The sequence below is a fragment of the Streptomyces sp. NPDC088124 genome (assembly GCF_040685895.1).
Classification (GTDB): domain Bacteria; phylum Actinomycetota; class Actinomycetes; order Streptomycetales; family Streptomycetaceae; genus Streptomyces.
Genome location: NZ_JBFBJB010000004.1, coordinates 40,137 through 64,842 on the forward strand (window position 1 = coordinate 40,137; position 24,706 = coordinate 64,842).

Here is a 24,706-nt window from a genome sequence, read left to right on the forward strand (position 1 = left end):
GGGAGAACACCCCTCGTGCTCCGACTGCGCATCAGCGTCACCGACTGGCCCCGCCGGGCCCTGATCCTCACCGACATCCCCCGCCCCCGCTGCCCCGACTGCGACGGGTACGGCGGGATCGATGAGCACTACGTCGACGGCGAAGGCGAGTACGCCGGAACCAACTCGTACCCCTGCCCCTGCTGGAACCACAACCGCCGCTGGACCCTGCTGCCCCTCCCGCGCCTGCCCCGCCGCCGCGCGGCGGCGCCGGACCCGTGGGCGGCCGGCGGGTACAGCGACGAACCGCCTTTCTGAGAGGGCCTCATGGACACCGTCAACATTGCGCACCGCGAAGGAACCGCGGGGCCGCTCGCCGACGCCACCGCCGCCTACACGTCCACCTGCACCAGCCGGACCGGCATCGCTCTGGTCGATGGCATGGGGCATGACGCGGACATCGTCCGCTTGGCGCCGATGCTCGCGGAAACGGCCGCCCGCGTCGGCGCCGGACGCGGCGCTCTGGCCGGGCTGCTGTCGGCTGGACTGCTGGTACACGACCCGGGCCCGGACGCGGTCGGGGTCCTTGCCGTGACGCGGGAGGACGGCGGCACCGAAATCGTGTGGGTCGGGGACTGCCGGGCCTACCACTGGGACGGCACCGTTCTCCAGCAACTGACGACAGACCACAACCTCGCGGCCTACTTGTCGAAGGCGGCCAGGGAGCAGGGTGACGTGCCCGTGGCGGCACTGGCCGAATTCGTTGGCGTCACGCTGGGCCTGGCCGTGCCCGCGACCGTTCCCTACGTCTCGGTCCCGGCCGGAGGACTCCTGATCCTGACCACCGACGGCGTGCACGACCAAGTCCCAGCGGACGTGATGGAAAGCCTGGTCCGCGAACACGAGGCGGCCCCGCAAACTCTCGCCGAATCGCTCGTGGCCGCCGCCCGCCCGGACGCGGACGGCTACCGCGACGACGCCACCGCCGTCGTCATCGCCGTACAGCTCCACGCCTGACCGACAGCACGACCGAGGGCGGCCCCCGTCTCGCCAAAGCCTGGGGCCGCCCTCATCCACCCAACTCAACAGTGGAGGTCCCCAGCATGACTCAACCCACCTTGATCCGGCGAGTACCCGATGGCCGGCCGCGTCTGCTTGACGCCTTCTCGTGCATCGGCGGCGCGACCCGGGGCTATCAACTCGCCGGTTTCCACGTCACGGGCGTGGACGTCCGGCCGCAGCCGGACTACTGCGGTGACGTCTTCCACCAGGGCGACGCGATCGACTTCATCCGGGCCCACGGGCATGAGTTCGACTTCATCCACGCGTCCCCGCCCTGCCAGGGTGAAGGCGCCCCGGCCAAGGGCACCAACGCGGCGCGCAACGCCCGCGCCAGCCGCACGCACCCCCGGCTCATCGTCCCGACCCGCGCCGCGCTGGACACGGTGGGTCGGCCGTACGTCATCGAGAACGTGGCCGGCTCAGAGGTCCGTAAGGATCTGCGGCTGTGCGGGGAGTCGTTCGGGCTCGCCGTGCTCATGCACCGGTACTTCGAACTGAGCGGCTGGACCACCATGCAGCCGGCCCACCTCCGGCACCGGGGACGGGTGCGCGGGTGGCGCCACGGCGAGTACTTCGACGGCCCGTACGTCGCCGCCTACGGCAAGGGCGGCGGCAAGGCCACCGTGGAGGAGATCCGCACCGCAAAGGGCATCGACTGGTCCACCGACCACTTCAACCTCCGCGAGGCCCTGCCCCCCGCCTACACCCGGTGGATCGGACGCGCCTACCTCGCCGCCACGGCGGCGCCGGAGGTGGCCGCATGAGCGCGATGCCGGAAGTTCTGCGGTCGGCGCTCGCGCTCGCCGGGGCCGGTGTTCCGGTGCTGCCGCTGCGGGCGGGCAAGCTCCCGTTCGGGAACTGCCGCACGTGCGCCAAGAACCGGTGCGGCGGGCGGCCGAACATGAAGACGCCGGGCTACTGCCGGTGCGCCGCGCCGTGCCACGCGTGGGCCGCCGCCACCATCGACCCGCACATCCTCAACTCGCCCGCGTGGGCGACGGTCTGGCGCGAGGCGGTGGCGGTCGCCTACCACCCCGGCGGGGCCGGCCTGACCGTGGTCGACCTCGACCACGCGGCGGCCGTCGAATGGGCCCGCGCCACCCTGCCGCCCACCCGGGCCGTGCCGACGACGCGCGGGGAGCACTGGATCTACCGGGGCGCCATGCCGTCCGCCAACGGTGTCCGGCCCGGGGTGGATGTGAAGTCGTCCATGTCCTACGCCCGCTACCTCGGCCCCGGCACCGGCACCATCACCGCTCTGCCGGACGTGGTGCGCGCGCTGATCGTGAGGGAGCCCGCCCCGGTCCGGCCGGTGCGCGCCGCCACCGTGCCGGCCGGGGGCGGCCGGTGTCCGCACCGCACCCCCGTCTACCTGGAACGCGGGATCGCCATGGCAGTGCAGCGGATCACCACCGCCACCACGACCGTACACGCCACGGTGTTCGGCGCGTTCCTGGCCGTGCTGTCCACGCATGGCCGGTGCGGCTGCCTCACCGAGGACCACACGACCCGGCTCTTCGCCGCCGCGCAGGCCAAGGGCGAGACCCTGCGGCACTGCACGGACGCGTGGACCAGCGCCCGCACCCGGTTGGGACTGTGACCATGTCCGACGATGACAAGAACCCCGCCCGGCAGATCATCACCGACTACGCGCAATCGCACTTCCGGTACTTCCGCACCGCCGACGGCACCGTCTACGCGCAGCGCAACGGCCACCCCGTGGCCCGCCCGATCCGCTCGCAGGGCACCACGGGCAGCCACCGGCAGGAACTCATGGTCGGCCTCTTCCGCGACGGGATCGGCGTGTTCAACGGCACCGCCATGAAGGAAGCACTGGACCTGATCGAAGCACTCGCCCTGACCGAGGACGTCCAGCCCGTACACATCCGCGTCGCCCCCGGATTCGACGGAGCGACCTGGCTGGACCTCGGCCGCTCCGACGGGCAGTCCGTGCGCATCCACCCCACCGGCTGGGACATCCGCGTCCCCAACCCGCAGGAAGTCTGCTGGCGGCGCACCCAGCTCACCGGGGAACTCCCCCTACCCGCCCGGGACACCAACGGCAAGGGCATCGATCTGCTGATGCGGCTGTGCAACTTCGCCAGCGCGGAGACGGAGTGTCTGGCCATCGCGTGGCTGATCGGCTGTCTCGGGCCGTCCGTGCCCGTCCCCGCCCCGTTCCTCACCGGCCCGCAGGGCGCGGGGAAGTCAACCGGCGGGCGGATGCTCGTGCGGATCATCGAGGGCATGACCGGGGACCTGCGCCGGGCCCCGAAGGATGAGGAGAACCTGATCGCGGCCGTGGCGGCGGGGTGGGTGACCGCGCTGGACAACCTCTCCCACATGACCCCGGACCTCTCCGACGCGATGTGCTGCATCGTCACCGGGGCCGAGAGCGTCAAGCGCGCCCTGTTCACCGACGGGGACGTCTTCCGCGTCGGCTACCGCCGCCCCCTGCTCCTCACCGGAATCGACGTCGGCGTCATCCGCCCCGACCTCGCCGAACGGCTCCTTCCTCTGCGGCTGGAACGGCCCCGCGTGCGGCGGACCGAGGCGGAACTGTGGGCGGACTTCGCGGAGGTGCTGCCCGTCATCCTCGGCTCGCTGCTGGACCTCACGGTTCAGGTGCGTGCGGCTGAGGCGGACATCCCGACCGACCTACGGATGGCCGACTTCGCGCACCTGTGCGCGCAGCTGGATGCCGCCACCGGGCTGGGGGCGCTCGCCGCCTACCGGGCCAGTCTGGACGACCTCAACGACGACGTGATCGAGGGCGACCTATTGGCGCAGACCGTGCTCAAGCACGCCGCCAGTATCGATCCGGGCACCGAGCAGCGGATGACGTCCGCCGAATGGCTGCACTGCCTCACGGGCCTCTATGCGGGTGAGGACTTCCGTCCCCTGCCCAAAGGGTGGCCGACCACCGGCAAGGTGCTCTCAGACCGCCTCAAGCGCCTTCAACCCACCCTCGCCGCCCGGGGCGTCCTCATCGACTGGGGCCGCACCAAGACATCCCGCTACATCGAGATCGCCGCGTCGGCCGTCGCACCTCCCCCGCACGAGCAGGAAGCGGCCTTCTGACCGCCCGGCACCCCACCCGCTTGGACAAGCAAGAGGAGCACCAAGGGCAAGATCACGCCCGGGGGTGCTCCTCTTGCAGTTCGGCGCATGCGCCGCCGGTGGTCGCGCCGCGAAGCGGCTCCTTCTCCACGCCCTGAGCCGCGCACCACAACAGACACCACCCCCTCTTTGTCCGAAGTAGAGAGACGCTGCGTCACCTGCGTCACCCACACCCCGCAAACGGCGTGTGGCCTGCCGAAACAGCGGTGACGCAGACGGCCGATTCCTGCGTCACCCCGCGTCACCCGCGTCACCCGGTGACGAACGGCTACGTCACCGGGTGACACACCCCCGCGCCCTGCGTCACCACAAAACCGCAGGTCAGAAGCACGAATGACGCAGATGACGCAGGTGACGCAGAAATCCGCACCTCGGACAGGCGCGAGCACTAGAAAGCCATCCCCCGCCCGATCGCCCCATCACGCTTTCTGAGGAGTCACACCGTGGCACGCCCCCAGATGCTCAAGCTCCCCGATGTCCTCACCGAACTCGATATGAGTCGCGCCGCCTTCTACCGCCTGCGCGCACGAGGTAAGGCGCCGCGTCTCCTCAAGCTCCCCAATGGCCAACTCCGTATCCGTCGATCCGATCTGGACAACTGGTTGAACGGTTGCGAAGACGTCGCCTCCTGACCTGACCGCCGGACAACCGAAGAACAGAGGGGCCCGCCGTACGCGGCGGGCCCCTCCCCTCATGGGGAGAGACATGCTCACGTACGACGTAGACATCTGGTCGATCAGGCAGCGAAAGGGACGACCCAAGCCTTTCGAACTCCGGTGGAAAGTCGGGGCCAAACCTCACTCGCGAAGCTTCAAGCTCAAAGTTCAGGCGGATGGTCGGCGCTCCGAGTTGATGGCGGCGCTCCGCGACCGTCAGCAATTTGACGAGGAATCCGGCCTACCCGCTTCCGAGTTGGCTGCACTGAATACGCCGACTTGGTACGAACACGCTAATACGTACGCGCTCATGAAGTGGCCCGGTGCCGCAGCAAAGCAACGGGCCAGCATCGCTGAGGGGCTCGCTGTGGTTACCCCGGCCCTGGTCACCAATACGCGCGGTGCCCCCGACCGGAAGGTCTTGCGTCGCGCCCTCTACACCTGGGCTTTCCGTGGCGTGACTGACGAGAAAGACGACGTCGTCTGCCGTCTCGACATCGAGTCACCGCCGGCGGATGTGCGCTCCGCGCTCGACTGGTTGGCCAAGAACTCGTTGAAAGTCACCGCGCTGGAAGAGCCCGACAGGCTCCGTCCCGCTCTTGAAGCACTGTCCCGGAAGCTTGACGGCAACAAGGCTGCCGAGAACACCGTGAAGCGCAAGCTCATGGTGTTCAGCAACGCGCTCCGGTACGCGGTGGAGGAGAAGGGATACCTGACCAGGAACCCTCTGCTACGGGTCGACTGGTCACCGCCGACGACGGATGACGAGGTGGACTTCCGCTACGTCCCCGGCCCCGCGCTCGCCCGTCGGCTGCTGGAAGCGGTGAAGGGACGGGGGCAGCGTGGCGAGCACCTTGAAGCATTCTTCGGCTGCATCTACTACGCGGCAATGCGTCCTGGTGAGATCGCCTCACTCAAGGACACAGACTGTCGTCTCCCTCCGGACACCGAGGGGTCCGCTGAAGAATGGGGAGAGCTTCTGTTGGAAGAGAGTCGGCCGGAGGTGGGCTCCGGATGGACCGACGACGGAGAGTCGTACGAGAAGCGTGGACTCAAGCGGCGGGCGCGCCGCGCCACTCGCTCGGTGCCCGCGCCGCCCGCGTTGGTTCGCTTGCTCCGGGAGCACAAGCGCCAGTTCGGCACGGCCCCCGACGGTCGACTGTTCCGGGCAGCGCGAGGCGGACGTATCCGTTCCACCGAGTACTGCGAGGTGTGGAGCATGGCCCGAAGCGAGGTCCTGACCGCTGCCGAGGTGGAGAGTCCACTCGCTGAAGTTCCGTACTCCCTGCGGCACGCTGGGGTCTCCCTATGGATCAAGGCGGGTGTTGACCCCGTCGAAGTCGCACGGCGGGCGGGACACAGCATCGCCGTGCTCTACCGCTTCTACGCGAAGATCTTGCACGGTGCCCAGACGCGATCCAATCAGCTCATCGACAAGGAGCTGAGCAGCGATGATGACGGGTGATCCTGGCCCACACATGGCCCACACGGGCTGATCAACACCGGGATTCACGCGTACGAGGTGAGACAGGGTGAACACAGGGAAGGCGTCTCCGAACCGGAGACGCCTTCCCTGACCTGCTACTTCTCTGACGTGGCGGTGGGTGTGGGATTTGAACCCACGGTGACATCGCTGCCACGACGGTTTTCAAGACCGTTCCCTTAGGCCGCTCGGGCAACCCACCCGCGCCCCGCCCACCAGCGGCGGAGCGGCTACAGCCTACCGGGCCCAGCCGGCCTCCGGGGTCGTTGGCCCGTCCCTGGCTCGCAGGCTGGGAATGTCAGCCGTAGGCCATGGCCATGCCCAGCAGCAGTGCAAGCGGGAGCAGGGCGATACCGAGTGCGGCACCGGCGGCCAGCATGCGCGGTACGCGCAGGGAGAGACGGTGTGGCAAGAGCCAGGCGACGGCGAGCGATACTCATGGCTGCCTCGTACTGGTGAGCGTCATACGTTCCAGGGTCCGCAGGCCAGGGCGTTCTCACCGGGAACGGATGATGCGCCATTCACTCAGGTCTTCATCCCAGGACACCTCGATCGCGCCTCCCATGGCCTGTCGGATCGCGGCGAAGTCGAGCGCGGCAAGTTGCCGAAGTGCCTCATCGGAGACGTGCGTCGAGATCCGCAGCACCACGCCGTCGGCTCCTGGCCGTTCTTCCGGACCGCTGTCCGGGGGCGGGGCCGGTGCGCGGCGGAGCGCTCTGGCCCATCGGTGGATCACGGCGCGTGCCGCCTGGTAGCTGTCCTCGCCCGCCTTGGTGATCAGCGTCTGGAGGAAGGGGACCAGCGCGCCCGCGAGCACCGCTGTCGTGACGACTTCCACCGGCCCGCGGGTGGGGTGCCGACGCTTGTACTCATCGACTTCGGCGAGGAACGCGTCCGCCTCCACCCCCTTACCCAGGGACAGCAGGTTGGCCGCCCTCTTGTGCGCGACGCGCGGCTGTCTGTTCGCGTAGTCGATCGGTCGAGACCGCTCGGTCAGAGGTCGTCGCTCAATGGAGCCGGGTGAGTCGTCGCCGTAGTAGGCCCGCCGGTACCACGTCTCCGCTTCCTCGCGCGCACCACGGGCCGCGAGCAGATCGCCCAGTGCCTCCGCGGCCGACAGCACGTCGTAGCCGCCGTCGGTCGCCAGCGCGGCCAGCCGGTACCAGCCCTCCGCCTCACCGTTCCTCCCAGCGTGGGACAGGAACTCGGCCATCATGAACTTGCTCGGGCTCTCGCCCTCCGGCTCCTGTTCGGCGGTGGCACGGAACCATGGCTCCGCCTCCGCCGGAGTGCCCTGGCGTAGCCGGGTGACCGTTTCCGCGTCAGTGACCCGCCCGAGCGCGTGCAGTTTGCCGACCAGGCCCTGCCCGAACGGCTCGCCGTTCCGGACTCCGTACCAGAACGCGTCCTCGTTCGCCTGATGACCCACCAGCGATCAGCCTCCCGTTGCGCGATACCCGCTGCCTCGCTCGATGAGCCTAGGGCCATGCCGTGCGGCTCAGTCGGTGACCGGGTAGTTCCACCGCACGTACGAGAGCGCCCGTGCCCGCGCCTCCACCACCGCCATGCGTGCGGCGCGCTCCGCCGGGTCGGTGTGGGCCGCCTGGCCGGTCGCCCTGCCGGGCCACTTGCGGTGGAGGAGTCCCGTCTCGGCCGAGAACCAGCCTCGGCTGACGGAGCCCAGTGCGAGGAGCAGCCCGGTGTCCTCCGAGGCCGGGAGGGCCATCCAGCCGCCGAGGGCGAGCACGAGGTGGCGGCGGGCGAAGAGTGTTGCCGGGTGGACCGGGGCGCGGTAGTCGTACGCCGCCCAGTGGTCCAGTACGGTGCCGCGCTCCAGCGGGCCCGCGTCCGGGTCGCCCGGGAAGCCCGCCATGGAGCCGTCGGGCAGCAGATCCAGCACCCTCGACGTCGCCCAGCCGATGGTCGGGTCGGCTTCGAGCGCGGCCAGGTCACGGGCGAGCGCCCCCGCCGTCAACTGGTCTTCGGCGTCCAGGACCTTGACGTACTCGCCGTCCGCCACCGCGAGCGCGAGCGTACGGGCGGTGCCCGGGCCGCCGGGGCGGCCCTGGGTGAAGGTCACCCTCGGATCGTCGGGGACGTACGGGGCGACCTCGTTGCTCCGGCCGTCCTCCTGGATCAGCCAGTGCCACTCCCACCCCTCGGGCAACTCCTGTGCGCGGAGGGACTTGTACGCGTCCGGCAGGAAGCGCGCGGACGGGGCATGGACGGCGGTAATGACGACGACACGCCGCCGCACGGCACTCACCGCCTTTCCAGGGGCGTGGTGAACAGCATCTCCGTGCGGTCACCGGCAAGCGTGACGTCGGACATCTCCACGACCCGGTCGTTGACGTCGTACGACGTCTTCCGGAGCAGGAACACCGAGGTGCCGGGCGGCAGTTCGAGCTCCTCCGCCTCTTCCGGCGTCGACGGGCGGGCGGTGAACCGCTCCTCGATACGGTCCAGCTCGATCCCGACCGAGAGAAGCTGGTTCTGCGTGCCGCCGGGCCACGGTTCGTTGGCCGCGTCCAGAAGCCTCGGGTTCGACTCGACCAGCGCGCGGACGAGGTACGAGGTGACCAGCGCGAACGGCGCGGTCCCGGCGGCGTACCGAGTGCGATACGTACGCTCCACCAGGGCGGTTCCCTCGGGGACGCCGAGTGGGTCGGCGAGCCGCTTGTCCGCCGTGGTCTCGCGGTACGACGCGTGGAAGACGAGATCGTTGACGTCAAGGCCGGTGTCGTGCTCGGTGGAGCCCGTCCGCAGTCGTTGCGCCTTCGGCTGCCGGGCCCGGTCCTTCTCCCACTGATGACGTCGATTCGTGCGCAGCACCTTCGTACGGGCTGTACGGACGACGTCGCAGCGGTCGTGCCGCTTCGCGATCAGCCCCTCGTCCTTCTCGGCCATGGCTGCTCACCGTCCCTGTCGGGCGACAGCACCAGCGTACGACTCGTGAGGAAGTCCTGCCGGGTTCGGAGGGATGGACCGCGGGAGGCCCGGCTCCGGTCGGCCGTGCGAGGATGTCGGATCAGCCGTCGGTCACGGCACCTCGGGTTCGCGTGGGATTCATGGGATTCAGCGGAGAGGCATTCAGGATGGGCAGCCCCGGCTCGGACGTTCTGGACACACTTGGCCGTGGGTACGTGCGCGATGCTCCCGGCTCGTTCGGGAAAGGGTGGCTCGCCGCGCGGTGGGTGAATCCCCGGTTGGGGGACCATCCGCGGCAGCGTGTCGTGGAGACCCGGTTCGGTGCCCGGTTCGCCGTTGACACGCAGGACTTCATCCAGCGCTACCTGTACATCTTCGGGATCTGGGAGCCGCACATCACGCGGTGGCTGCAGAGCCGGCTGAAGCCGGGGGACGCGTTCGTCGATGTCGGCGCGAACATCGGGTACTACAGCGTTCTCGCGTCGGGCCTCGTCGGGAGCACGGGCCGGGTCGTGGCCATCGAGGCGTCGCCCACCTTCCACGAGCGGGTGGTGCGGCACATACGGCTCAACGACTGCCGCAACGTACGGGCCGTCAACGCCGCCGTCTCCGACAGCCGGAGGGCGGTGACCTTCGTGCTGGCCAGCTCGGCGAACATGGGGGCGAACAGCATCGTTCCGTACGACGGGCCGGCCGAATCGTCCTTCGAGACCGAGGCCGTTCCGCTGACGGAACTGCTGGAGCCCGACGACATATCCCGCGCGCGGGTCATCAAGATCGATGTCGAAGGGGCCGAGGGGGCCGTCGTACGGGGCATGGCGCCGCTCCTCGACCGGCTACGGCCCGATGTGGAGATCGCGGTCGAGGTGGCCCCCGGGCGTATGGCCCAGCTCGGTGACTCCGTCGAGGAACTGCTGACGACGATGCGCGACCACGGCTTCCACACCTACCGCATCGACAACGACTACCTGCCCGACAGCTATCCCCTGGCGATCCGCAGTACGTCGGTCGTTCCCGAGCGGTGGCGTGGATCCGTCCTCGGGCAGCAGTGCGACCTGATCTTCTCCAGGGTCGACGCCGAGGCGCTGGGCTGACGCACTGAGACCCCGGCGCCCGGCCGCTCGTCTCCGGTCACGGGCCGGACGGTGCCCGCTGGTCGCGGGCACCGTCCGTGCTGTAGTCCTGGAGGACAGGCGGTCAGCTTTCGCCTTCGCGTTCGCCCAGGGTGACTTCGGCCGTGGACTCCTTGCCGTCGCGCTTGTAGGTGAGCGTGACCTTGTCGCCCGGCTTGTGGGCCCAGATCTGGCCGATCAGGGTCGGGCCGCTGTCGACCGGAGTGTCGTTGAACTTCGTGATGACGTCACCCGCCTTCAGGCCCGCCTGCGCCGCCGGGCCGTCCGGGGAGACCGCGGGGGTTCCGCCCTCACCGTCGGCGGCGATGGTGGCGCCCTCTCCCGTATCGGTCATCGTGACCGTCGCGCCGATCACCGGGTAGACCGGCTTGCCCGTCTTGATGAGCTGCTCCGCGACGTTCTTCGCCTGGTTGATCGGGATGGCGAAGCCGAGGCCGATCGAGCCCGCCTGGGACTGGCCCAGGCCGCCGCTGCCCGCCGACTGGATGGCGGAGTTGATGCCGATGACCGCGCCCCGCGCGTCCAGCAGGGGGCCGCCGGAGTTGCCGGGGTTGATCGACGCGTCGGTCTGGAGGGCGCTCATGTACGAGCTGCCCGAGCCTGATCCGGAGCTGTCGCCCGAACCGTCCCCGGAGGCGACCGGGCGGTTCTTGGCGCTGATGATGCCCGTCGTCACCGTGTTGGAGAGGCCGAACGGCGCGCCGATCGCGATCGTCGTGTCGCCGACCGCGACCTCTTCCGAGTTGGCGAGAGGGAGGGGGGTGAGGCTGGAGGGAGCGTTCTTGAGCTTCACCACCGCGACGTCGTAGCCCTGGGCCCGGCCGACCACCTCGGCGTTGTACTTCTTGCCGTCGGAGAAGGTCGCGGTGAGGTCGCCGCCGTTGGCCGCGGAGGCCACGACGTGGTTGTTGGTGAGGATGTGGCCCTGCTTGTCGTAGATGAAGCCGGTGCCCGTGCCCCCCTCGCCGTTGCCGCCCTTCGCCTCGATCGTGACGACGCTCGGCAGCGACTTGGCGGCCACCGAGGCCACCGTGCCCGCGTCGCGCTTGACCTCCTTCGGGGCGTCCGCCGCCGAGACGGTGGTCGAGCTCGCGGAGCCGTTGTCGTTGTTCTCCGCCGCCCAGTAGCCGATCCCGCCGCCGACCCCGCCCGCGACGAGCGCGGCCACGAGCACGGCGGCGATCAGCCCACCCCCGCGTCCGCGCGGCGGCTTGGGTTCGAGGCCGGGCGCCGGCGCGCCCCAGACAGGGCCGTCACCGCCGCCCCCGTAGGCGGGGAGTGCGGGCGGGGGCGGCGGCCAGCCGGCGTCCACGGGGCCCGCCGCGGTGGGCCGGCCCACCGACGCGCCGACGGGGACGGGGCCAGGGGGCGGCGCGGGCGACGCGGGGGCCCCGTACTCCGGCGGCGGGTAGGCCGCCGCGGCAGGGGCGGGGGCAGGGGCGGCGTACGGGGGCTGGGGGGCGTGGTCCGGCTGGGGCGCGTGGCCTGACTCGGGTGCGTGGGCCGGCTGCTGCGGCGGTGCGCCCGCCGGCCGCTCCGGGTCGGCGCTCGCCGGCTGCCCGCCCGTGGACGCCGGGGGTGTGGGCGCCGGGCCCGGCCGCGGGTCCGTGGAGCCGGACGCGGCCTCTCGCGGGGCGGACGCGGGTGTGCCCTCGGGAGCGGCATCCGGTACCGGAGGTACGGACGGGACGGAGGGGCCCGCGGTGCCCTCGTTCTCGGTGCTCACAGCTCTTTCTCCTCGGTTCCACTCGGTCTTCGGCCAGAGTCCGCTGTGCAAGTGTCTGCGGTCAGCTTTTCCCACAGCACGTCAGACCACTGTAAGCAGGACCTGTGCATCTGCCCGTCCATCTTTACTCCGGACATTACGGACGGTTCCGGAGGGGCTCCGCGAAGAACCCCGCAAGGACCCCGGAAGGACCCCTTCGAACACCCGTCTACCCTGCCACGATGACACCATGACGCGGTGACCCAAGCACGACAGCACAGCATCCAGGTCGTCGCCCACCGCGGAGCCTCGGAGGACGCCCCCGAGCACACCCTGGCCGCGTACACGAAAGCCATCGAGGACGGCGCGGACGCCCTTGAGTGCGATGTACGTCTCACCGCCGACGGGCACCTCGTCTGCGTCCACGACCGGCGCGTCAACCGCACCTCCAACGGGCGCGGCGCGGTCTCCGCCCTGGAGCTGGCCGATCTCGCGGCGCTCGACTTCGGCTCCTGGAAGGACAGCGAGGAGAGCCCGGACTGGCGGGACCCGGAGCTCACCTCCGTACTGACGCTGGAACGGCTCCTCGAACTCGTCGCGGACGCCGGCCGCCCCCTCCAGCTCGCCGTCGAGACCAAACATCCCACCCGCTGGGCCGGCCAGGTGGAGGACCGGCTGCTGCACCTGCTGCGCCGCTTCGGCCTGGACACCCCCGGTGACGCGGAGTCGCGCGTACGGGTCATGAGCTTCTCGGCGCGTTCCCTGCACCGGATCGCGAACGCCGCGCCCCAGCTGCCGACCGTCTACCTCATGCAGTTCGTCTCGCCCCGGCTGCGCGACGGAAGGCTGCCCGCCGGCGCGCGGATCGCCGGGCCCGGGATGCGCATCGTCCGTAACCATCCCGGCTACATCACCCGGCTCCAGCAGGCGGGCCACCGTGTCCACGTATGGACGGTGAACGAACCGGAGGACGTCGACCTCTGTGTACGTCTCGGCGTCGACGCGATCATCACCAACCGGCCCCGCCAGGTGCTCTCCCAGCTCGGCCGGGCCGTCTGAACATCCCCCTCCCCGAACACCTCTCGCATACGAACGGTTACGGGGAGTGCACCGGCGCGTTCCTGGCTTGTTCGGTCGGTACGAGTGCGCCAAAGGCCCTTGCCGGGCCGGTTTCCGCGTCAGGCCCCCGGGGCATTCACACGGTGGCGTGGGGCAAAGGAGGTCTCGGGGGTGGCGTTTGTGGTGACACAGGAAGTACCCACGTCTTCTTGCATGGCCGTGCCCCACGGCCCTGCGGGCGTGGGGCAGGCGCGGCACCGTATGCGGGAGCAGCTGAGCCGCAGCGGGGTGTCGGAGTCGGTCGTCGACGATGCCGTACTGATCCTTTCCGAACTCGTCAGCAACGCGTGCCGGCACGGCAGACCGTTGGGGCGTCCGGAGACCGGCGACGGCGACATCCGCGCGGAGTGGCGCGTCGACAAGGCGGGGCGGCTGACGGTCGAGGTGACGGACGGTGGCGGACCGACCCGGCCGATTCCGGCCACACCCTCGGTCACGGCCCGTGGCGGCCGCGGACTGAACATCATCTCCTCGCTCGCGAAGGAGTGGGGCGTACGGGACAGCGCGACCGGTGAGGTCACGGTCTGGGTGATCGTCACCGAGGGGCACCGACACGAGGACTTCGCCACCCGCGTCTCGGCCCCCGGCGTGACGGGGCTCGACGACCTTGAGGACCTCGACGCCCTGGAAGACCTGGAGGACCTCGACGATCTGGACGGCCTCGACGGGCCGACGGGCCGGAGGGCATGGACCGGCTGGCGGGCCTGAGCGGGCCTGAGCGGGCCGGAAAGCCCGGGAGCCCGGAAAGGCTCGACGGGACCCCGTGGCGCACCCGAACGGAGATGCCGCTGCCATACGCCCGTACGGGTTCTCCGTACGGGGTCGGCCACCCTGCGCGCTCCCCGTGGACTCCACCGGGGGCGTGTGGGCCCCGTACGGCCCGGCCCTGTCCGAGCGGGGCGCTAGGCTCGGCCGACACCGCATCGCCGTTCACGGGAGAAAGCCACCATGGCCAAGAAGCGCCCCCAGACGAAGGCCGCGAAGGCTCAGCTCAAGGACGGCCCCGTCCCGGTGGTGGGGGCCCGTGAACCCTGCCCGTGCGATTCGGGCCGCCGTTACAAGGCGTGTCACGGCCGCGCCGCCGCGCACGCCGTCACCGAGCTGGTCCAGCGGCCCTTCGAGGGCCTGGCCGGTGAGTGCGACTGGGTCGCGCTGCGCGAGCTGGTGCCCGCGGCCACCGCCGAACTGACGCTCAGGGACGGGCTGCCCGAGGGCGTGCCGTCCGTGACGCTCGCGACGGTCCTGCCGATGGCCTGGCCCGCGCTGCGCCGCGACGACGGCTCCGTGCTGCTCGCCCTCCAGAACGACACGTCGTCCGGCGATCTGAGCCGCGATCTCGCCGACACGCTGCGGCGCGCCCTCGCCGCCGAGCCGGGCCGGCCGGTGGCCGCCCACCGGGTGCCCGCCGACGGTCCGCGCCTCCAGGACCTGCTGGACCCCGCGGCGCCGTTCGCGCCGGTCGTGCACTCCGGGTTCGAGTTCTGGGTGCCGGACGCGGAGAACAGCTCGGCGGAGGTGACCGCCTCCCTGGAGCGGGCCAACGCCGCCGCCATCCCGACCGCCCTGCTCTCCGGCACGGACGCCGCGTACTGGTGCGAGACGCCGGAGAAGAACCACCTCCGCTGGGTCATGCCGTACCCCGAGGAGAAGCTGCTGGACGCGCTGGCGCGGCTGCACGCGGCGGGCACGTCGAGCCTCGGCGAGGGGACCCGGCTGGTCGGTTCCTTCCGGGCGCACGGCCTCACCGTCCCGGTGTGGGACCTGCCGAGCGCGATGGGTGCGGAGGAGTGCGAGAAGCCCGCCGCGGAGTTCGCCGAACGGCTGGCGACGGCCCTCGCCGACGACGCGCCGCTCACGGGAGAGGAACGCCGGGCGCGCGGTGGGCTCACCAACCGCCAGGTGACGCTGAGCTGAGCCGGGCGACACCCCCGGAGGGGTTGCGATCCCAAAGGGTTCCACGGAAGTCCACAGAAGTTCACAAGAGTTCGGTGATACCAGTCACACCTCGCTCTACCGGCCAGTAATTCGTTGTCTGAATACGCCGGATCGAATTTGCTAACCGCCGATCTCTTGTTACCGTTCTAGAAGCCCGGTCGCTGGTGCATCCCCCGTCGCCAGCGACCGGGCGTCCGCGTTCCCGGTCCCGGCCGATCCGTCCGCCTTCGGGTCAACGGACGTCAGGACCCGAGGAGTTGCTTCCCGAGCGCAGCAGCAGGGGCCCGTCGTCCGCGCCGGCCCCGTCCTCCCCCGGCGCCGCGAACTCGGCCATCGCCAGATAGCCGGAGCGCTTTCCCCGGAACGGCTCACGCGATGTTTCACAGGTCGCCGGTTCGTCGTCCGCCGCGATCGCGCAATACGTCTGTACGGTGCGCCCGCGCGGGCCCATCAGGCTGAGTACGGCGAGCAGTTCACCGCCCGTCGCATTGCGATAGTAAGCACGGGCCCAGATCTGCCCGCCCTCGGCGACCCCGCCGGAAGCGGCATCGTCCACGGTGCCGGTGTCGGAGGCGACACCGCCGGACAGGACACACGTCTGCGCCTCGACACCCGCGGGGGAGGCGACTTCAGGCCCGCATCGTTCGACGGTCCGCTCCGCCGGAGCCGCGGGATCCGCGGAATCTGCGGGATCCGCGGAGTCCGCCGGATCCGTACGCGCCCGCTCCGTACGCCGCGCGTCCGTAACGGGTGGTGCGGAGGCCCGTACGGGGACGGTGGCGCCCTCCGGGGCGGTGGCGGGACCCGAGCCGGGCGGGGGGCCGCCAGGGCCCGCGAGAGGGCCGGGGGCGCCCGCGGAGGCCACCAGGGGCAGCAGCGCCGCGCACACCACTGCGGCGGTGAGCCCGAAAATGCGGAGATTCATGGTGGGCCGAAGATAGCGGCGCGACGGGCCGCCCAGGGACGCCTCGCGGCCACTTCCCGGACAACTGGGCCCGGCTCACACCCGTACGAGTGATGCGGCCGGCCCGCGCACGACGGGACAGCCCGGGTTCCCTTCCGGTCCGGGCCGTCCGGCCGAGGCTCCGGCGGGTTCAGTACGCGAGCCTGCTGCCGCCGTCGGGCGCGCCGGTGCTCGCCTCGACCAGCGCGTCCACGACCGCCTCCACATCGGGCAGCCACGGCGCCGCGGAACCCGCCAGGGGCTCCCGCTCCCAGCGGACCTGCCCGCCCGCGGCCTCGGACGGCGGCAGGACGAGATAGCCGCCCTCCCCGTGGAACCGCAGCGAACTGGGCACCCAGTCCTTGGCGTAGAGCAGCTCGCCGAGCTGTTCGAGGGTGTACGGGGCCACCATCAGCGACCAGCGCGTGGGCGTCGCCACGACCGGGCCGAGCCGCATGCCCATCCGGTCCAGCTCCACCAGCGCCCGCGCGCCGGCGACGGCCGGCAGGCTCACCGCGCAGGGCGCCGCGCCGCCGGTGGCCAGGACGATCGGGGCCGTGGGCCGGTTCTCCCACCACCAGCGCACCATGCGCGCGTCGGCGGTCGCCGCGAGCAGCCCTGGATCGAAGGGGTGGGCGCCCGGTACGACGCATTCCGGGTCGGGGCAGGCGCACCCCCGGCCGCGGGTCCCGCGTCCGCCGGCCGCCTTGAGTCCGGCGCCGGGGAGTACGGGCCAACCCCAGTCCGAGGCGCAGATGAGCGCCGCGTCGAGCTGGGCAGGACTCTTCTTGCTCCCCTTGCGCCGGAGCCGGAGCCTGCGTCGCCTTCCGAGGATCTCGCGCATGAGCGCTCGTTCCTTTCCGTTGAACGCCGAGGTCCACATGACACCGACACCCTGTGCGCATGTCCGTGCATGTGTGTGCATCACTTCACCGTGCGTACATCCAGCGCTCTGCCGCCCCCTGCCCGAGGCACCGACAGTCCTTCCTGGTCCGCGGTGCGGGGCACCGTACCTGGACCGATCACGGACGGTCGTCGTTACTTCTTCGGTTCGTCGCTTCGTCGCGTGGTCTGAACGGGGTGGAACGTGTGGCGAGGAGTGGCGTGCGCATGGCGCTTGCTGTTCCGCTGTCGCGTGTCGCGCGTGGTGTCGCGCTTGGTTTCCCGCTGTCCCGCTGTACTTTTCTCGCCACTCCGGGGGATGGGGCGTGGCCTACGGCGGTTAAGACGCCAAGGCCCGCCGCCAGGTTCCGGGGCGGTCCCAACTGCCCCTGTCCGTCACCGTTTACGTACCCAGCACGTTCGGAATGACGCTCACGTTCGGAATGACGCTCCAGGCGCTCTACCAGGGTTGTTGTGGAACTCGGCCCTGGCAGATCCCCTGTTGAACGCCATCAGTCGATCGCAAAACATGGTCAGGGGGGTCATTTTTCGGCCAAGTTCAGGATCCCACAGAAACCCGCCGGTGCGCCAGGACAATGCTGGACATTGCATCTGCTGTGCGTGTACATGTGGATGCAATGCCAGCCGTGCAGAATGACATGGGGGTTTGCGATGCTATTGAGCGAAACGCACCCACCGGGAAGCGACCGCCATGAGCGCGCCTAACCTGCCGAAAGTGGCCGGAATCAATTCAGCAGTTGACGCTTCCGCGCACACTGCCGCGCCGCGTGACGTCATCCCGGCTCCGCCGGGCGCGCTGATCCAGGACCGGCTGGCCGGCTGGGTCTCGGATCTGACCACCCTCCACGAGCTGGTGGAACGCCTGTCCAGGACCGGTTCACCGGACGCCGCCCTCGACGAACTGCTGCGCGCCGGAGCCGCCCTGGTCGGCGCCCGGCGCGGCCTGGTGGTGCTGGAACCGGCGGACGGGCTCGGCCCCGTCACCACCGTCGGCCTCGGCCTCTCACCGTCCGATCTCGGCCATCTGGAGACCGTGCCGCGCCACGCGAGCGCGTACGGCAGGCTGCTCCTCGACGGGGGCGGGTCGAACGGGTCGAACGGCGGCGTGGCCGAACCCGATCTGTTCGCGGATCCGGCCACGGACCCGCGCCGGCGCGAGGTCGCGGCCCGGCTCGGCTACGGGGCGAGTTACGCCGTTCCCCTGCGCACCGATGCGGCGATGGACACGACCCCGGCGCGGTCGGGACAACTCGGCGTGGCGGTCTGGTTGTACGACGAGCCAGCCGAACCGGCGGCTCGCCGGCGCCATCTCGTCGGGCTCTACGCCCGCCACGCCGCCGCCCATCTCACCCGCCTGCTCGAACTGGACCGGGCCCGCACCCGCGCCACCGCCCTCACCGAGGAGCTGCGGCCCGGCCCGCTGCCCAGGGTCCCGGGCGTACGGCTCGCCGCGCGCCGCCTCACAGACCCGTACACCGCGGCCGGCGCGGGCCCCCGTACCGGCCCCGATACGCCCGGCCACCGGCGCGGGCGCGGATACGGGCACGGCGGCGACTGGTACGACGCGCTGCCGCTGCCCGAGGGCGCCCTGAGCCTGTCCGTCGGCTCGGTCAGCGGCTCGGGACCCGGCGCGCTCGCCGCCACGGCCCGGCTGCGCGCCGCGCTGCGGGCGTACGCCGTGATGGAGGGCGAGGACCCCGTCGCCGTCCTCTCCGACCTGGAACTGCTGCTCCGGCTGACGGAGCCCACCCGTACGGCCACCGCGCTCTTCGCGTACGCCGAGCCCGGCCCGCGCAAGATCGTGTTCGCCGGGGCGGGGCACGCGCCGCCGCTGCTCGTCGGGGACCGGCGCACCGAGTACGTCGAGACCACCCTGTCCGCGCCGCTCGGGATGGTCTCCGGCTGGCAGGCGCCGAGCGTGGAACTGTGGCCCGCGCCGGGCGAAACGTTGCTGCTTTACACAGATGGGCTGCTGCACCGTACCGGCGCTCCTATGGACCGCGCCTTCGCCCGGCTGCGTACCGCGGCGGCGAGCGTCCCCTCGTCCGCGCGCAGCGATCCGGGGGACGTCGCGGACCACGTCCTGCGGACCCTGTTCCCGGAAGACCGGCGGCAGGAGGCGGGCGGGGCGGGGGAGCCGGGAGGGCCGGGAGAAGAGGACGGGGACATCGTGCTGCTCGCCGCCCGCTTCGACTGATTCCTCACAGAGATCCGGCCCCTCTTCCCGTCACACATACGATGGAAAAAATGGGCTTTCGTACGAGGAGAAGACGTGGCTGAAGAGCTCACCCCGGAAACACCGGAACCGGGAGCGGAGACCCCTGAGACAGCGGAAGAGCCGATCAAGCAGAGGAAGAACGGTCTGTATCCGGGCGTGTCCGACGAGCTCGCGGAGAACATGAAGTCCGGCTGGGCCGACACCGAGCTGCACGGCCTGCGCCCCATCCCGCAGGCGGCCGAGACCGCCGCCCGCCGCGCCGCGCTCTCCGCGCGCTTCCCGGGCGAGCGCCTGGTGATCCCCGCCGGGAACCTGAAGACGCGCTCCAACGACACCGAGTACGCGTTCCGCGCGTCGACGGAGTACGCGTACCTCACCGGCGACCAGACCCAGGACGGCGTGCTCGTCCTGGAGCCGAAGGGCGAGGGCCACCGGGCGACCGTCTATCTGCTGCCGCGCTCCGACCGGGAGAACGGCGAGTTCTGGCTCGACGGACAGGGCGAGCTGTGGGTCGGCCGCCGGCACTCCCTCACTGAGGCCGAGCAGCTCCTCGGCCTGCCCGCCAAGGACGTACGGGAACTGCCCGCCGCGCTCAAGGAGGCCACGGGCCCCGTCCGTAACGTCCGGGGGCACGACGCCGGCATCGAGGCGGCGCTGGCCGACAAGGTCACCGCCGAGCGCGACGAGGAGCTGCGCGTCCACCTCTCCGAGGCGCGCGCAGTGAAGGACGCCTTCGAGATCGGTGAGCTGCAGAAGGCCGTCGACTCGACCGTACGGGGCTTCGAGGACGTCGTACGGATCCTCGACAAGGCCGAGGCGACCAGCGAGCGCTACATCGAGGGGACCTTCTTCCTGCGCGCCCGTGTCGAGGGCAACGACATCGGTTACGGCTCGATCTGCGCGGCCGGCTCGCACGCGACCACCCTGCACTGGGTGCGGAACGACGGCGACGTACGCTCCGGCGACCTGCTGCTGCTCGACGCCGGTGTGGAGACGCACACCCTCTACACCGCCGACGTCACGCGCACGCTGCCGATCAACGGCAGCTACAGCGAGATCCAGCGGAAGATCTACGACGCGGTGTACGAGTCCCAGGAGGCCGGTATCGCGGCGGTCAGGCCCGGCGCGAAGTACCGGGACTTCCATGACGCCTCGCAGCGCGTCCTCGCCGAGAAGCTGGTCGAGTGGGGGCTGCTGGAGGGTCCGGTCGAGCGGGCCCTCGAACTGGGGCTCCAGCGCCGCTGGACCCTGCACGGCACCGGCCACATGCTCGGCCTCGACGTCCACGACTGCGCCGCCGCACGGCGGGAGGCGTACGTGGACGGGACGCTGGAGCCGGGGATGTGTCTGACCGTCGAGCCGGGACTCTACTTCCAGGCCGATGATCTGACCGTGCCGGAGGAGTACCGGGGGATCGGCGTCCGGATCGAGGACGACATCCTCGTCACGGAGGACGGGAACAGGAACCTCTCCGCCGGGCTGCCACGCCGGGCGGACGAGGTCGAGGCGTGGATGGCGGCCCTCAAGCAGTCCTGACAGCGCCACTGTCCGTGCTGCGGACAGCGGTCCCGACAGGGCTGTCCTGACGGGGCTGTCCTGACGGGGCTGTTCTGCGGACAGAGGTCCCGACGGGGCCGGTCACCCGCGTGGTGGCCGGCCCCGACGGACCCTGCTCAGCAGGGCGTCCGCGCGCCGTTCAGGACCCTGTCGAAGCTGACGACGGCGCCGTGCCCCGGTCTGTTGCGGAAGTGCACGTGGTCGGCGAACTGCTCGATCATGCGGAGCCCGCGTCCGCTCTCGGCGGTCGCGGGGGCGCGGCGCACCACCCGCCGGGCCGGGAAACCGGGCCCGGAATCCGCCACTTCGATACGGCAGCGCTCGCCGTCGAGGTACGCGGTCACGCGGTACGCGCCGGGCGCCTCCCCGGCGGACCATTCGTTCCCGCCGTGCTCGACGGCGTTCGCACACGCCTCGGTGAGGGCGACCGAGAGGTCGAAGGAGATGTCCGGGTCGACCCCCTCGGTCCGCATGGCGTCGAGCAGAAGGCGCCGGGCGAGCGGAACACTCGCGGCCTCGCGCCGCAAGTGGAGAGACCACCAGATGCTCATGCGTCAGCCTCCTGGCTGCGGCTGTTCAGGGTGCTGCGGCTCGACATACCGATACGTATTGCCCCAGCGACCGGCCCGTAAGCACACGTTTGACGTGATAGCGCTCATTCGGCGGATGCGAGGGCGACGTACGGCGTGTATAGGGCGAGACACTGACCTTCCGGACCTGCCCTACGGGCCCCGGTGCCGCAGTGCGATGATGACCCGGCCATGTCCAGTCCCGTCCGCCTCCGTCCCGATGCCGCGCCGCGGCTGCTGAGGGCCGCGGTGTTCACCGCGGTCTGTGTCGTGCTGTCGGCGACGGGACACGCCCTGGCGGCCTGTGCGTCCGTCCCCTGGTGGACGCTGCTCGTCGGGTTCCTGGGGGTCTTCGCGGTCGTCGCACCGCTGGCGGGAACCGCGCGTTCCACACCGTCCATCGTCGCCGCCCTCACGGGCGGCCAGCTCGGTCTGCACACCCTGTTCGGTGTCGGTCAGCACCGGATCCAGGCCCCTGCCGACAGCAACGAGATCCTGATCCGGATGGCCGCGAGATTCGTCTGCGGTCCCGGGGCGGGGCCGCTGAGCCCCGTCGACGCGCAGCGCATCCTCGCCAACGCGGGCGTCCCCGCACCGGGCCCCACGGACGCGCCGGGCATGGCGGAATCCCAGATGGGCGCCGCCCATGAGCACCTGGCGACGGTCGGGGCCGCGGCCACCGGACCGCTCGGCGCCTCGGGCGGAGGGCTGCTGCCCTCCCTGCCCATGATGCTCGCGCATCTCCTGGCCGCCCTCGCGACCGGATGGCTGCTGCGCCGCGGCGACCTCGCCCTGCTCCGGCTCGGCAAGCTCTCGGCGGACGGCATCGGCGAAGTGGCGGACAGTGCCCCGCTCCGTGCCCTGTGCGCCGCTCTCGCGCTCGTACGGGCCCTGCGCGCCGGACTCCCCGGCGTGCCCGCGCCCGCGTCGCGCGCCCGGCACGCCTCCTCGTACGGTGCCCCTCCGGTACCGGCGGGGGAGACACTCCACCACACGGTGATCAGGCGCGGCCCGCCGGCCGCGTTCGCTCTCGCGGCCTGACGCGACGCACCCCCGCCCGCCACCACGCCCGGACGGCACGCGCTTCCGCGTGCCCCGCTGTTCCGTGCCGCGTGCTCCGTACGGACGGGTGAGGTGCCGCCGCGCCGCCGCGCTCGCGTACGCGCGGGTCCGGCCGGTCCTGGCCGGGTGAGCCACCGGTACGCCCACCGACTGATCACCGCTTCCCTCATCCTGTGGAGTGTTCCGTGTTCCCAGCCCTCTCCTCCTTCTCGCTCCCGTCCTCGCGGCCGTCCTCGCTCCCGTCCGCCTCCCCCGCCGTCGCCCGTCTCGCCGTCGTCGGCGGTGTCGCCGCCTCCGCCCTGTTCCTGCTGGCCGGGCCGGCCTCCGCGCATGTCGGCGTGGAGCCGCAGGGCGAGGCGGCCAAGGGCGGTTACGCCGTCATCAACTTCAAGGTGCCCAACGAGCGGGACGACGCCTCCACCACCAAGCTCGAAGTGAACCTCCCGGCCGACCACCCGCTGGCCTCCGTGATGCCGCAGCCCGTCCCCGGCTGGAAGGCCGTCGTCACCATGGAGAAGCTCGCCAAGCCGCTGGAGATGCACGGCAACACCATCGCCGAGGCCGCCACCAAGGTCACCTGGACCTCGACGGGCGGCAAGATCGGCCCCGGTGAGTTCCAGCAGTTCCCCCTCTCCGTCGGGAAGCTCCCCGAGGACACCGACCAGCTGGTCTTCAAGGCCCTCCAGACGTACGACAACAAGGAAGTCGTCCGGTGGATCGAGGAGCCCAAGGAAGGCGCGGAGGAGCCCGAGAGCCCCGCGCCCGTGCTGAAGCTCAGCGCGGCCACCGGCGACGAGCACGGCGGCGCCGGCCACGACGCGGGCGCCGGCACCGACGCCGATGCCGATGCCGACAAGGCCACGGCCAAGACCGCCGCCCAGCAGAACGGCACCACGGAGACGGCCTCCGCGGGCGGCGGCGACAGCAGCGACACGACCGCCCGCGTCCTGGGCATCACCGGCATCGTCGTCGGCGTCGCCGGGGTGGCCTTCGGCGTCCTGGCCGGCCGGCGCCGTACCACCACCTGACACCCGGTTTCCGGAGCCGGGTTCCTGACACCCGGTCCCTGACACCCGGTTCCTGACACCCCGCACCCACCGCACCACGCACGACACGGCCGCGGCGGGCGGGGCCGGGACTCCCCCGGCCCCGCCCGTCCGGCCCCCCTCCCACCACCAGGAAACAGTCCTATGCGCAGCAAGAAGACCCTCACCACCGCGGCGGCCCTCGCGGCCGTCGCGGCACTCACCCTCAGCGCCTGCGGCAGCGGCGACGACTCCGCGAAGCCGGTCGCCGATGTCTCCACCCAGGCCAAGACGGAGGCCGCGACCGTACTCGACCAGCCCTTCAAGAAGCCGAACCTCGTCCTCAAGGACACCGAAGGCAAGGACTACGACCTTCGTGAGGAGACCAAGGGCAGGCCGACGCTGATCTACTTCGGCTACACCAACTGCCCGGACGTCTGTCCGCTGACGATGAGCAACATCGCCATCGCCAGGAAGTCGCTCACGAAGGCCGAGCAGGAGAAGCTCCAGGTCGTCTTCGTCACCACCGACCCGGAACGCGACACCTCCGCCGAACTCGCCAAGTGGCTGCCCAGCGCGGGCGACCCGTCGTTCGTCGGGCTGACCGGCGACTTCCCGACCATCCAGGCGGGCGCGCGCCAGCTCGGCATCGGCATCGACGCCCCCAAGAAGGAGAAGGACGGCACCACCGTCTCCATGCACGGCACCCAGGTCATCGCGTTCTCACCGAAGACCGACGCCGGGTACGTGCTGTACGGCGAGGACGCCACCTCGGACGACTACGCCAAGGATCTCCCGAAGATCATCAAGGGCGAGAACCCGTGAACCGGCGCACCACCTCCCTCGTACTCACCGTCGGGCTCACCACCGCACTGACGCTGACCGGCTGCTCGTCCCCGGACACCCCCGAACTCACAGTCGGCGACGGCTACATGCCACGCCCCGTCGGCGACCTCGGCGCGGGCTTCCTCACCGTCACCAACAGCGGCGGCGCCGACGACAAGCTCACCGCCGTCACCAGCGACATCTCCGACGACGTCACCATCCACACGACCGAGGGCCAGAAGATGCGGCAGGTGAAGTCCTTCGACATCCCCGCCGGCGGAGCACTGGATCTCGAACGCGGCGGCAACCACCTCATGTTCATGAACCTCAAGTCCCGCCCCGAGCCCGGCCAGAAGATCGGCATCGAACTGCACTTCGAGAAGGCCGACCCCATCAAGACCGAGCTTCCCGTGAAGGAGGCCAATTACAACCCCGCCGCCCGCCGCTGAGGAAGAAGACCCCGCCCCAGAACGAGGGACTGAGA

General features: G+C 70.9%; 22 protein-coding genes, 1 tRNA gene and 2 pseudogenes. 17 read left to right on the forward strand and 8 right to left on the reverse strand.

Going from position 1 to position 24,706, the window contains the following annotated elements; all coding sequences use genetic code 11:
- The first annotated feature begins 15 nt into the window (after positions 1-15).
- From AB0P17_RS04120 to AB0P17_RS04150, 7 genes are all read left to right on the forward strand, one after another.
- On the forward strand, positions 16-297 hold the full coding sequence (locus AB0P17_RS04120) for a hypothetical protein (protein ID WP_365807403.1): 282 nt from the start codon (positions 16-18) through the stop codon (positions 295-297).
- 9 nt (positions 298-306) lie between these two features.
- Complete coding sequence (locus tag AB0P17_RS04125) at positions 307-996, forward strand: SpoIIE family protein phosphatase (RefSeq protein WP_365807404.1); 690 nt, start codon at positions 307-309, stop codon at positions 994-996.
- 86 nt (positions 997-1,082) lie between these two features.
- Positions 1,083-1,805 carry a DNA methylase gene (locus tag AB0P17_RS04130; RefSeq protein WP_365807406.1) on the forward strand — a complete coding sequence of 241 codons (723 nt, stop codon included), beginning with the start codon at positions 1,083-1,085 and terminating at the stop codon, positions 1,803-1,805.
- Positions 1,802-2,641, forward strand: a complete 840-nt coding sequence (locus AB0P17_RS04135; protein ID WP_365807408.1) for a bifunctional DNA primase/polymerase — start codon at positions 1,802-1,804, stop codon at positions 2,639-2,641. The genes AB0P17_RS04130 and AB0P17_RS04135 overlap by 4 nt, the downstream gene beginning before the upstream one ends.
- 2 nt (positions 2,642-2,643) lie before the next feature.
- Positions 2,644-4,122 (forward strand): ATP-binding protein, encoded by a 1,479-nt coding sequence (locus tag AB0P17_RS04140; RefSeq protein WP_365807410.1) that lies wholly within the window; start codon positions 2,644-2,646, stop codon positions 4,120-4,122.
- Positions 4,123-4,604: 482 nt separating this feature from the next.
- Complete coding sequence (locus AB0P17_RS04145; protein ID WP_365807411.1) at positions 4,605-4,793, forward strand: helix-turn-helix domain-containing protein; 189 nt, start codon at positions 4,605-4,607, stop codon at positions 4,791-4,793.
- A 73-nt stretch (positions 4,794-4,866) separates the two neighbouring features.
- Positions 4,867-6,282, forward strand: a complete 1,416-nt coding sequence (locus AB0P17_RS04150) for a site-specific integrase (protein ID WP_365807413.1) — start codon at positions 4,867-4,869, stop codon at positions 6,280-6,282.
- Positions 6,283-6,412: 130 nt separating this feature from the next.
- Here AB0P17_RS04150 and AB0P17_RS04155 read toward each other — a convergent pair.
- The 4 genes from AB0P17_RS04155 to AB0P17_RS04170 all read right to left on the reverse strand — a co-directional run bounded on the left by AB0P17_RS04155 (position 6,413) and on the right by AB0P17_RS04170 (position 9,207).
- Positions 6,413-6,502 (reverse strand) — tRNA-Ser (locus AB0P17_RS04155).
- Between the two features lie 294 nt (positions 6,503-6,796).
- Positions 6,797-7,729 (reverse strand): hypothetical protein, encoded by a 933-nt coding sequence (locus AB0P17_RS04160; RefSeq protein WP_365807415.1) that lies wholly within the window; start codon positions 7,727-7,729, stop codon positions 6,797-6,799.
- Positions 7,730-7,798: 69 nt separating this feature from the next.
- Positions 7,799-8,557 (reverse strand): glycosyltransferase, encoded by a 759-nt coding sequence (locus AB0P17_RS04165; RefSeq protein ID WP_365807675.1) that lies wholly within the window; start codon positions 8,555-8,557, stop codon positions 7,799-7,801.
- 5 nt (positions 8,558-8,562) lie between these two features.
- Positions 8,563-9,207: a UTRA domain-containing protein gene (locus AB0P17_RS04170; protein WP_365807416.1), complete on the reverse strand. Its 645-nt coding sequence runs from the start codon at positions 9,205-9,207 to the stop codon at positions 8,563-8,565.
- A 188-nt stretch (positions 9,208-9,395) separates the two neighbouring features.
- Between AB0P17_RS04170 and AB0P17_RS04175 the strand changes: the two genes are divergently transcribed.
- Positions 9,396-10,322 carry an FkbM family methyltransferase gene (locus AB0P17_RS04175; RefSeq protein ID WP_365807677.1) on the forward strand — a complete coding sequence of 309 codons (927 nt, stop codon included), beginning with the start codon at positions 9,396-9,398 and terminating at the stop codon, positions 10,320-10,322.
- Positions 10,323-10,425: 103 nt separating this feature from the next.
- Here the strand turns inward: AB0P17_RS04175 and AB0P17_RS04180 are convergent, their stop codons facing one another.
- On the reverse strand, positions 10,426-12,087 hold the full coding sequence (locus AB0P17_RS04180; protein ID WP_365807418.1) for a trypsin-like peptidase domain-containing protein: 1,662 nt from the start codon (positions 12,085-12,087) through the stop codon (positions 10,426-10,428).
- 237 nt (positions 12,088-12,324) lie between these two features.
- Between AB0P17_RS04180 and AB0P17_RS04185 the strand changes: the two genes are divergently transcribed.
- The 3 genes and pseudogenes from AB0P17_RS04185 to AB0P17_RS04195 all read left to right on the forward strand — a co-directional run bounded on the left by AB0P17_RS04185 (position 12,325) and on the right by AB0P17_RS04195 (position 15,099).
- Positions 12,325-13,125 carry a glycerophosphodiester phosphodiesterase gene (locus AB0P17_RS04185; RefSeq protein ID WP_365807420.1) on the forward strand — a complete coding sequence of 267 codons (801 nt, stop codon included), beginning with the start codon at positions 12,325-12,327 and terminating at the stop codon, positions 13,123-13,125.
- Between the two features lie 84 nt (positions 13,126-13,209).
- A pseudogene (locus AB0P17_RS04190) lies at positions 13,210-13,821 on the forward strand (ATP-binding protein); the annotation flags it as partial.
- 312 nt (positions 13,822-14,133) lie between these two features.
- Complete coding sequence (locus AB0P17_RS04195; protein ID WP_365807421.1) at positions 14,134-15,099, forward strand: DUF5926 family protein; 966 nt, start codon at positions 14,134-14,136, stop codon at positions 15,097-15,099.
- A 253-nt stretch (positions 15,100-15,352) separates the two neighbouring features.
- Here the strand turns inward: AB0P17_RS04195 and AB0P17_RS04200 are convergent, their stop codons facing one another.
- Both AB0P17_RS04200 and AB0P17_RS04205 read right to left on the reverse strand, forming a co-directional pair.
- Entirely contained in the window at positions 15,353-16,045 is a 693-nt protein-coding gene (locus AB0P17_RS04200) for a hypothetical protein (RefSeq protein ID WP_365807423.1), read from the reverse strand.
- Between the two features lie 169 nt (positions 16,046-16,214).
- A complete protein-coding gene (locus tag AB0P17_RS04205; RefSeq protein WP_365807424.1) occupies positions 16,215-16,907 on the reverse strand; it encodes a bifunctional DNA primase/polymerase in 693 nt (230 codons plus the stop codon).
- A gap of 634 nt (positions 16,908-17,541) precedes the next feature.
- Here AB0P17_RS04205 and AB0P17_RS04210 point away from each other — a divergent pair.
- Positions 17,542-19,163: pseudogene (locus AB0P17_RS04210) on the forward strand (PP2C family protein-serine/threonine phosphatase).
- Between the two features lie 75 nt (positions 19,164-19,238).
- Positions 19,239-20,720 carry an aminopeptidase P family protein gene (locus AB0P17_RS04215; protein WP_365807426.1) on the forward strand — a complete coding sequence of 494 codons (1,482 nt, stop codon included), beginning with the start codon at positions 19,239-19,241 and terminating at the stop codon, positions 20,718-20,720.
- Positions 20,721-20,857: 137 nt separating this feature from the next.
- Here the strand turns inward: AB0P17_RS04215 and AB0P17_RS04220 are convergent, their stop codons facing one another.
- The gene (locus AB0P17_RS04220) at positions 20,858-21,292 is read right to left on the reverse strand and encodes an ATP-binding protein (RefSeq protein ID WP_365807428.1); all 435 of its coding nucleotides are present in this window, start codon (positions 21,290-21,292) and stop codon (positions 20,858-20,860) included.
- 210 nt (positions 21,293-21,502) lie between these two features.
- On the opposite strand from AB0P17_RS04220, the gene AB0P17_RS04225 reads away from it, so the two are divergent.
- The 4 genes from AB0P17_RS04225 to AB0P17_RS04240 all read left to right on the forward strand — a co-directional run bounded on the left by AB0P17_RS04225 (position 21,503) and on the right by AB0P17_RS04240 (position 24,671).
- The gene (locus AB0P17_RS04225) at positions 21,503-22,351 is read left to right on the forward strand and encodes a hypothetical protein (protein ID WP_365807430.1); all 849 of its coding nucleotides are present in this window, start codon (positions 21,503-21,505) and stop codon (positions 22,349-22,351) included.
- A gap of 320 nt (positions 22,352-22,671) precedes the next feature.
- A complete protein-coding gene (locus AB0P17_RS04230; RefSeq protein ID WP_365807680.1) occupies positions 22,672-23,400 on the forward strand; it encodes a YcnI family protein in 729 nt (242 codons plus the stop codon).
- Positions 23,401-23,562: 162 nt separating this feature from the next.
- The gene (locus tag AB0P17_RS04235; protein ID WP_365807431.1) at positions 23,563-24,222 is read left to right on the forward strand and encodes an SCO family protein; all 660 of its coding nucleotides are present in this window, start codon (positions 23,563-23,565) and stop codon (positions 24,220-24,222) included.
- Positions 24,219-24,671 (forward strand): copper chaperone PCu(A)C, encoded by a 453-nt coding sequence (locus tag AB0P17_RS04240; RefSeq protein WP_365807432.1) that lies wholly within the window; start codon positions 24,219-24,221, stop codon positions 24,669-24,671. The genes AB0P17_RS04235 and AB0P17_RS04240 overlap by 4 nt, the downstream gene beginning before the upstream one ends.
- The last annotated feature ends 35 nt before the right edge of the window (positions 24,672-24,706 follow it).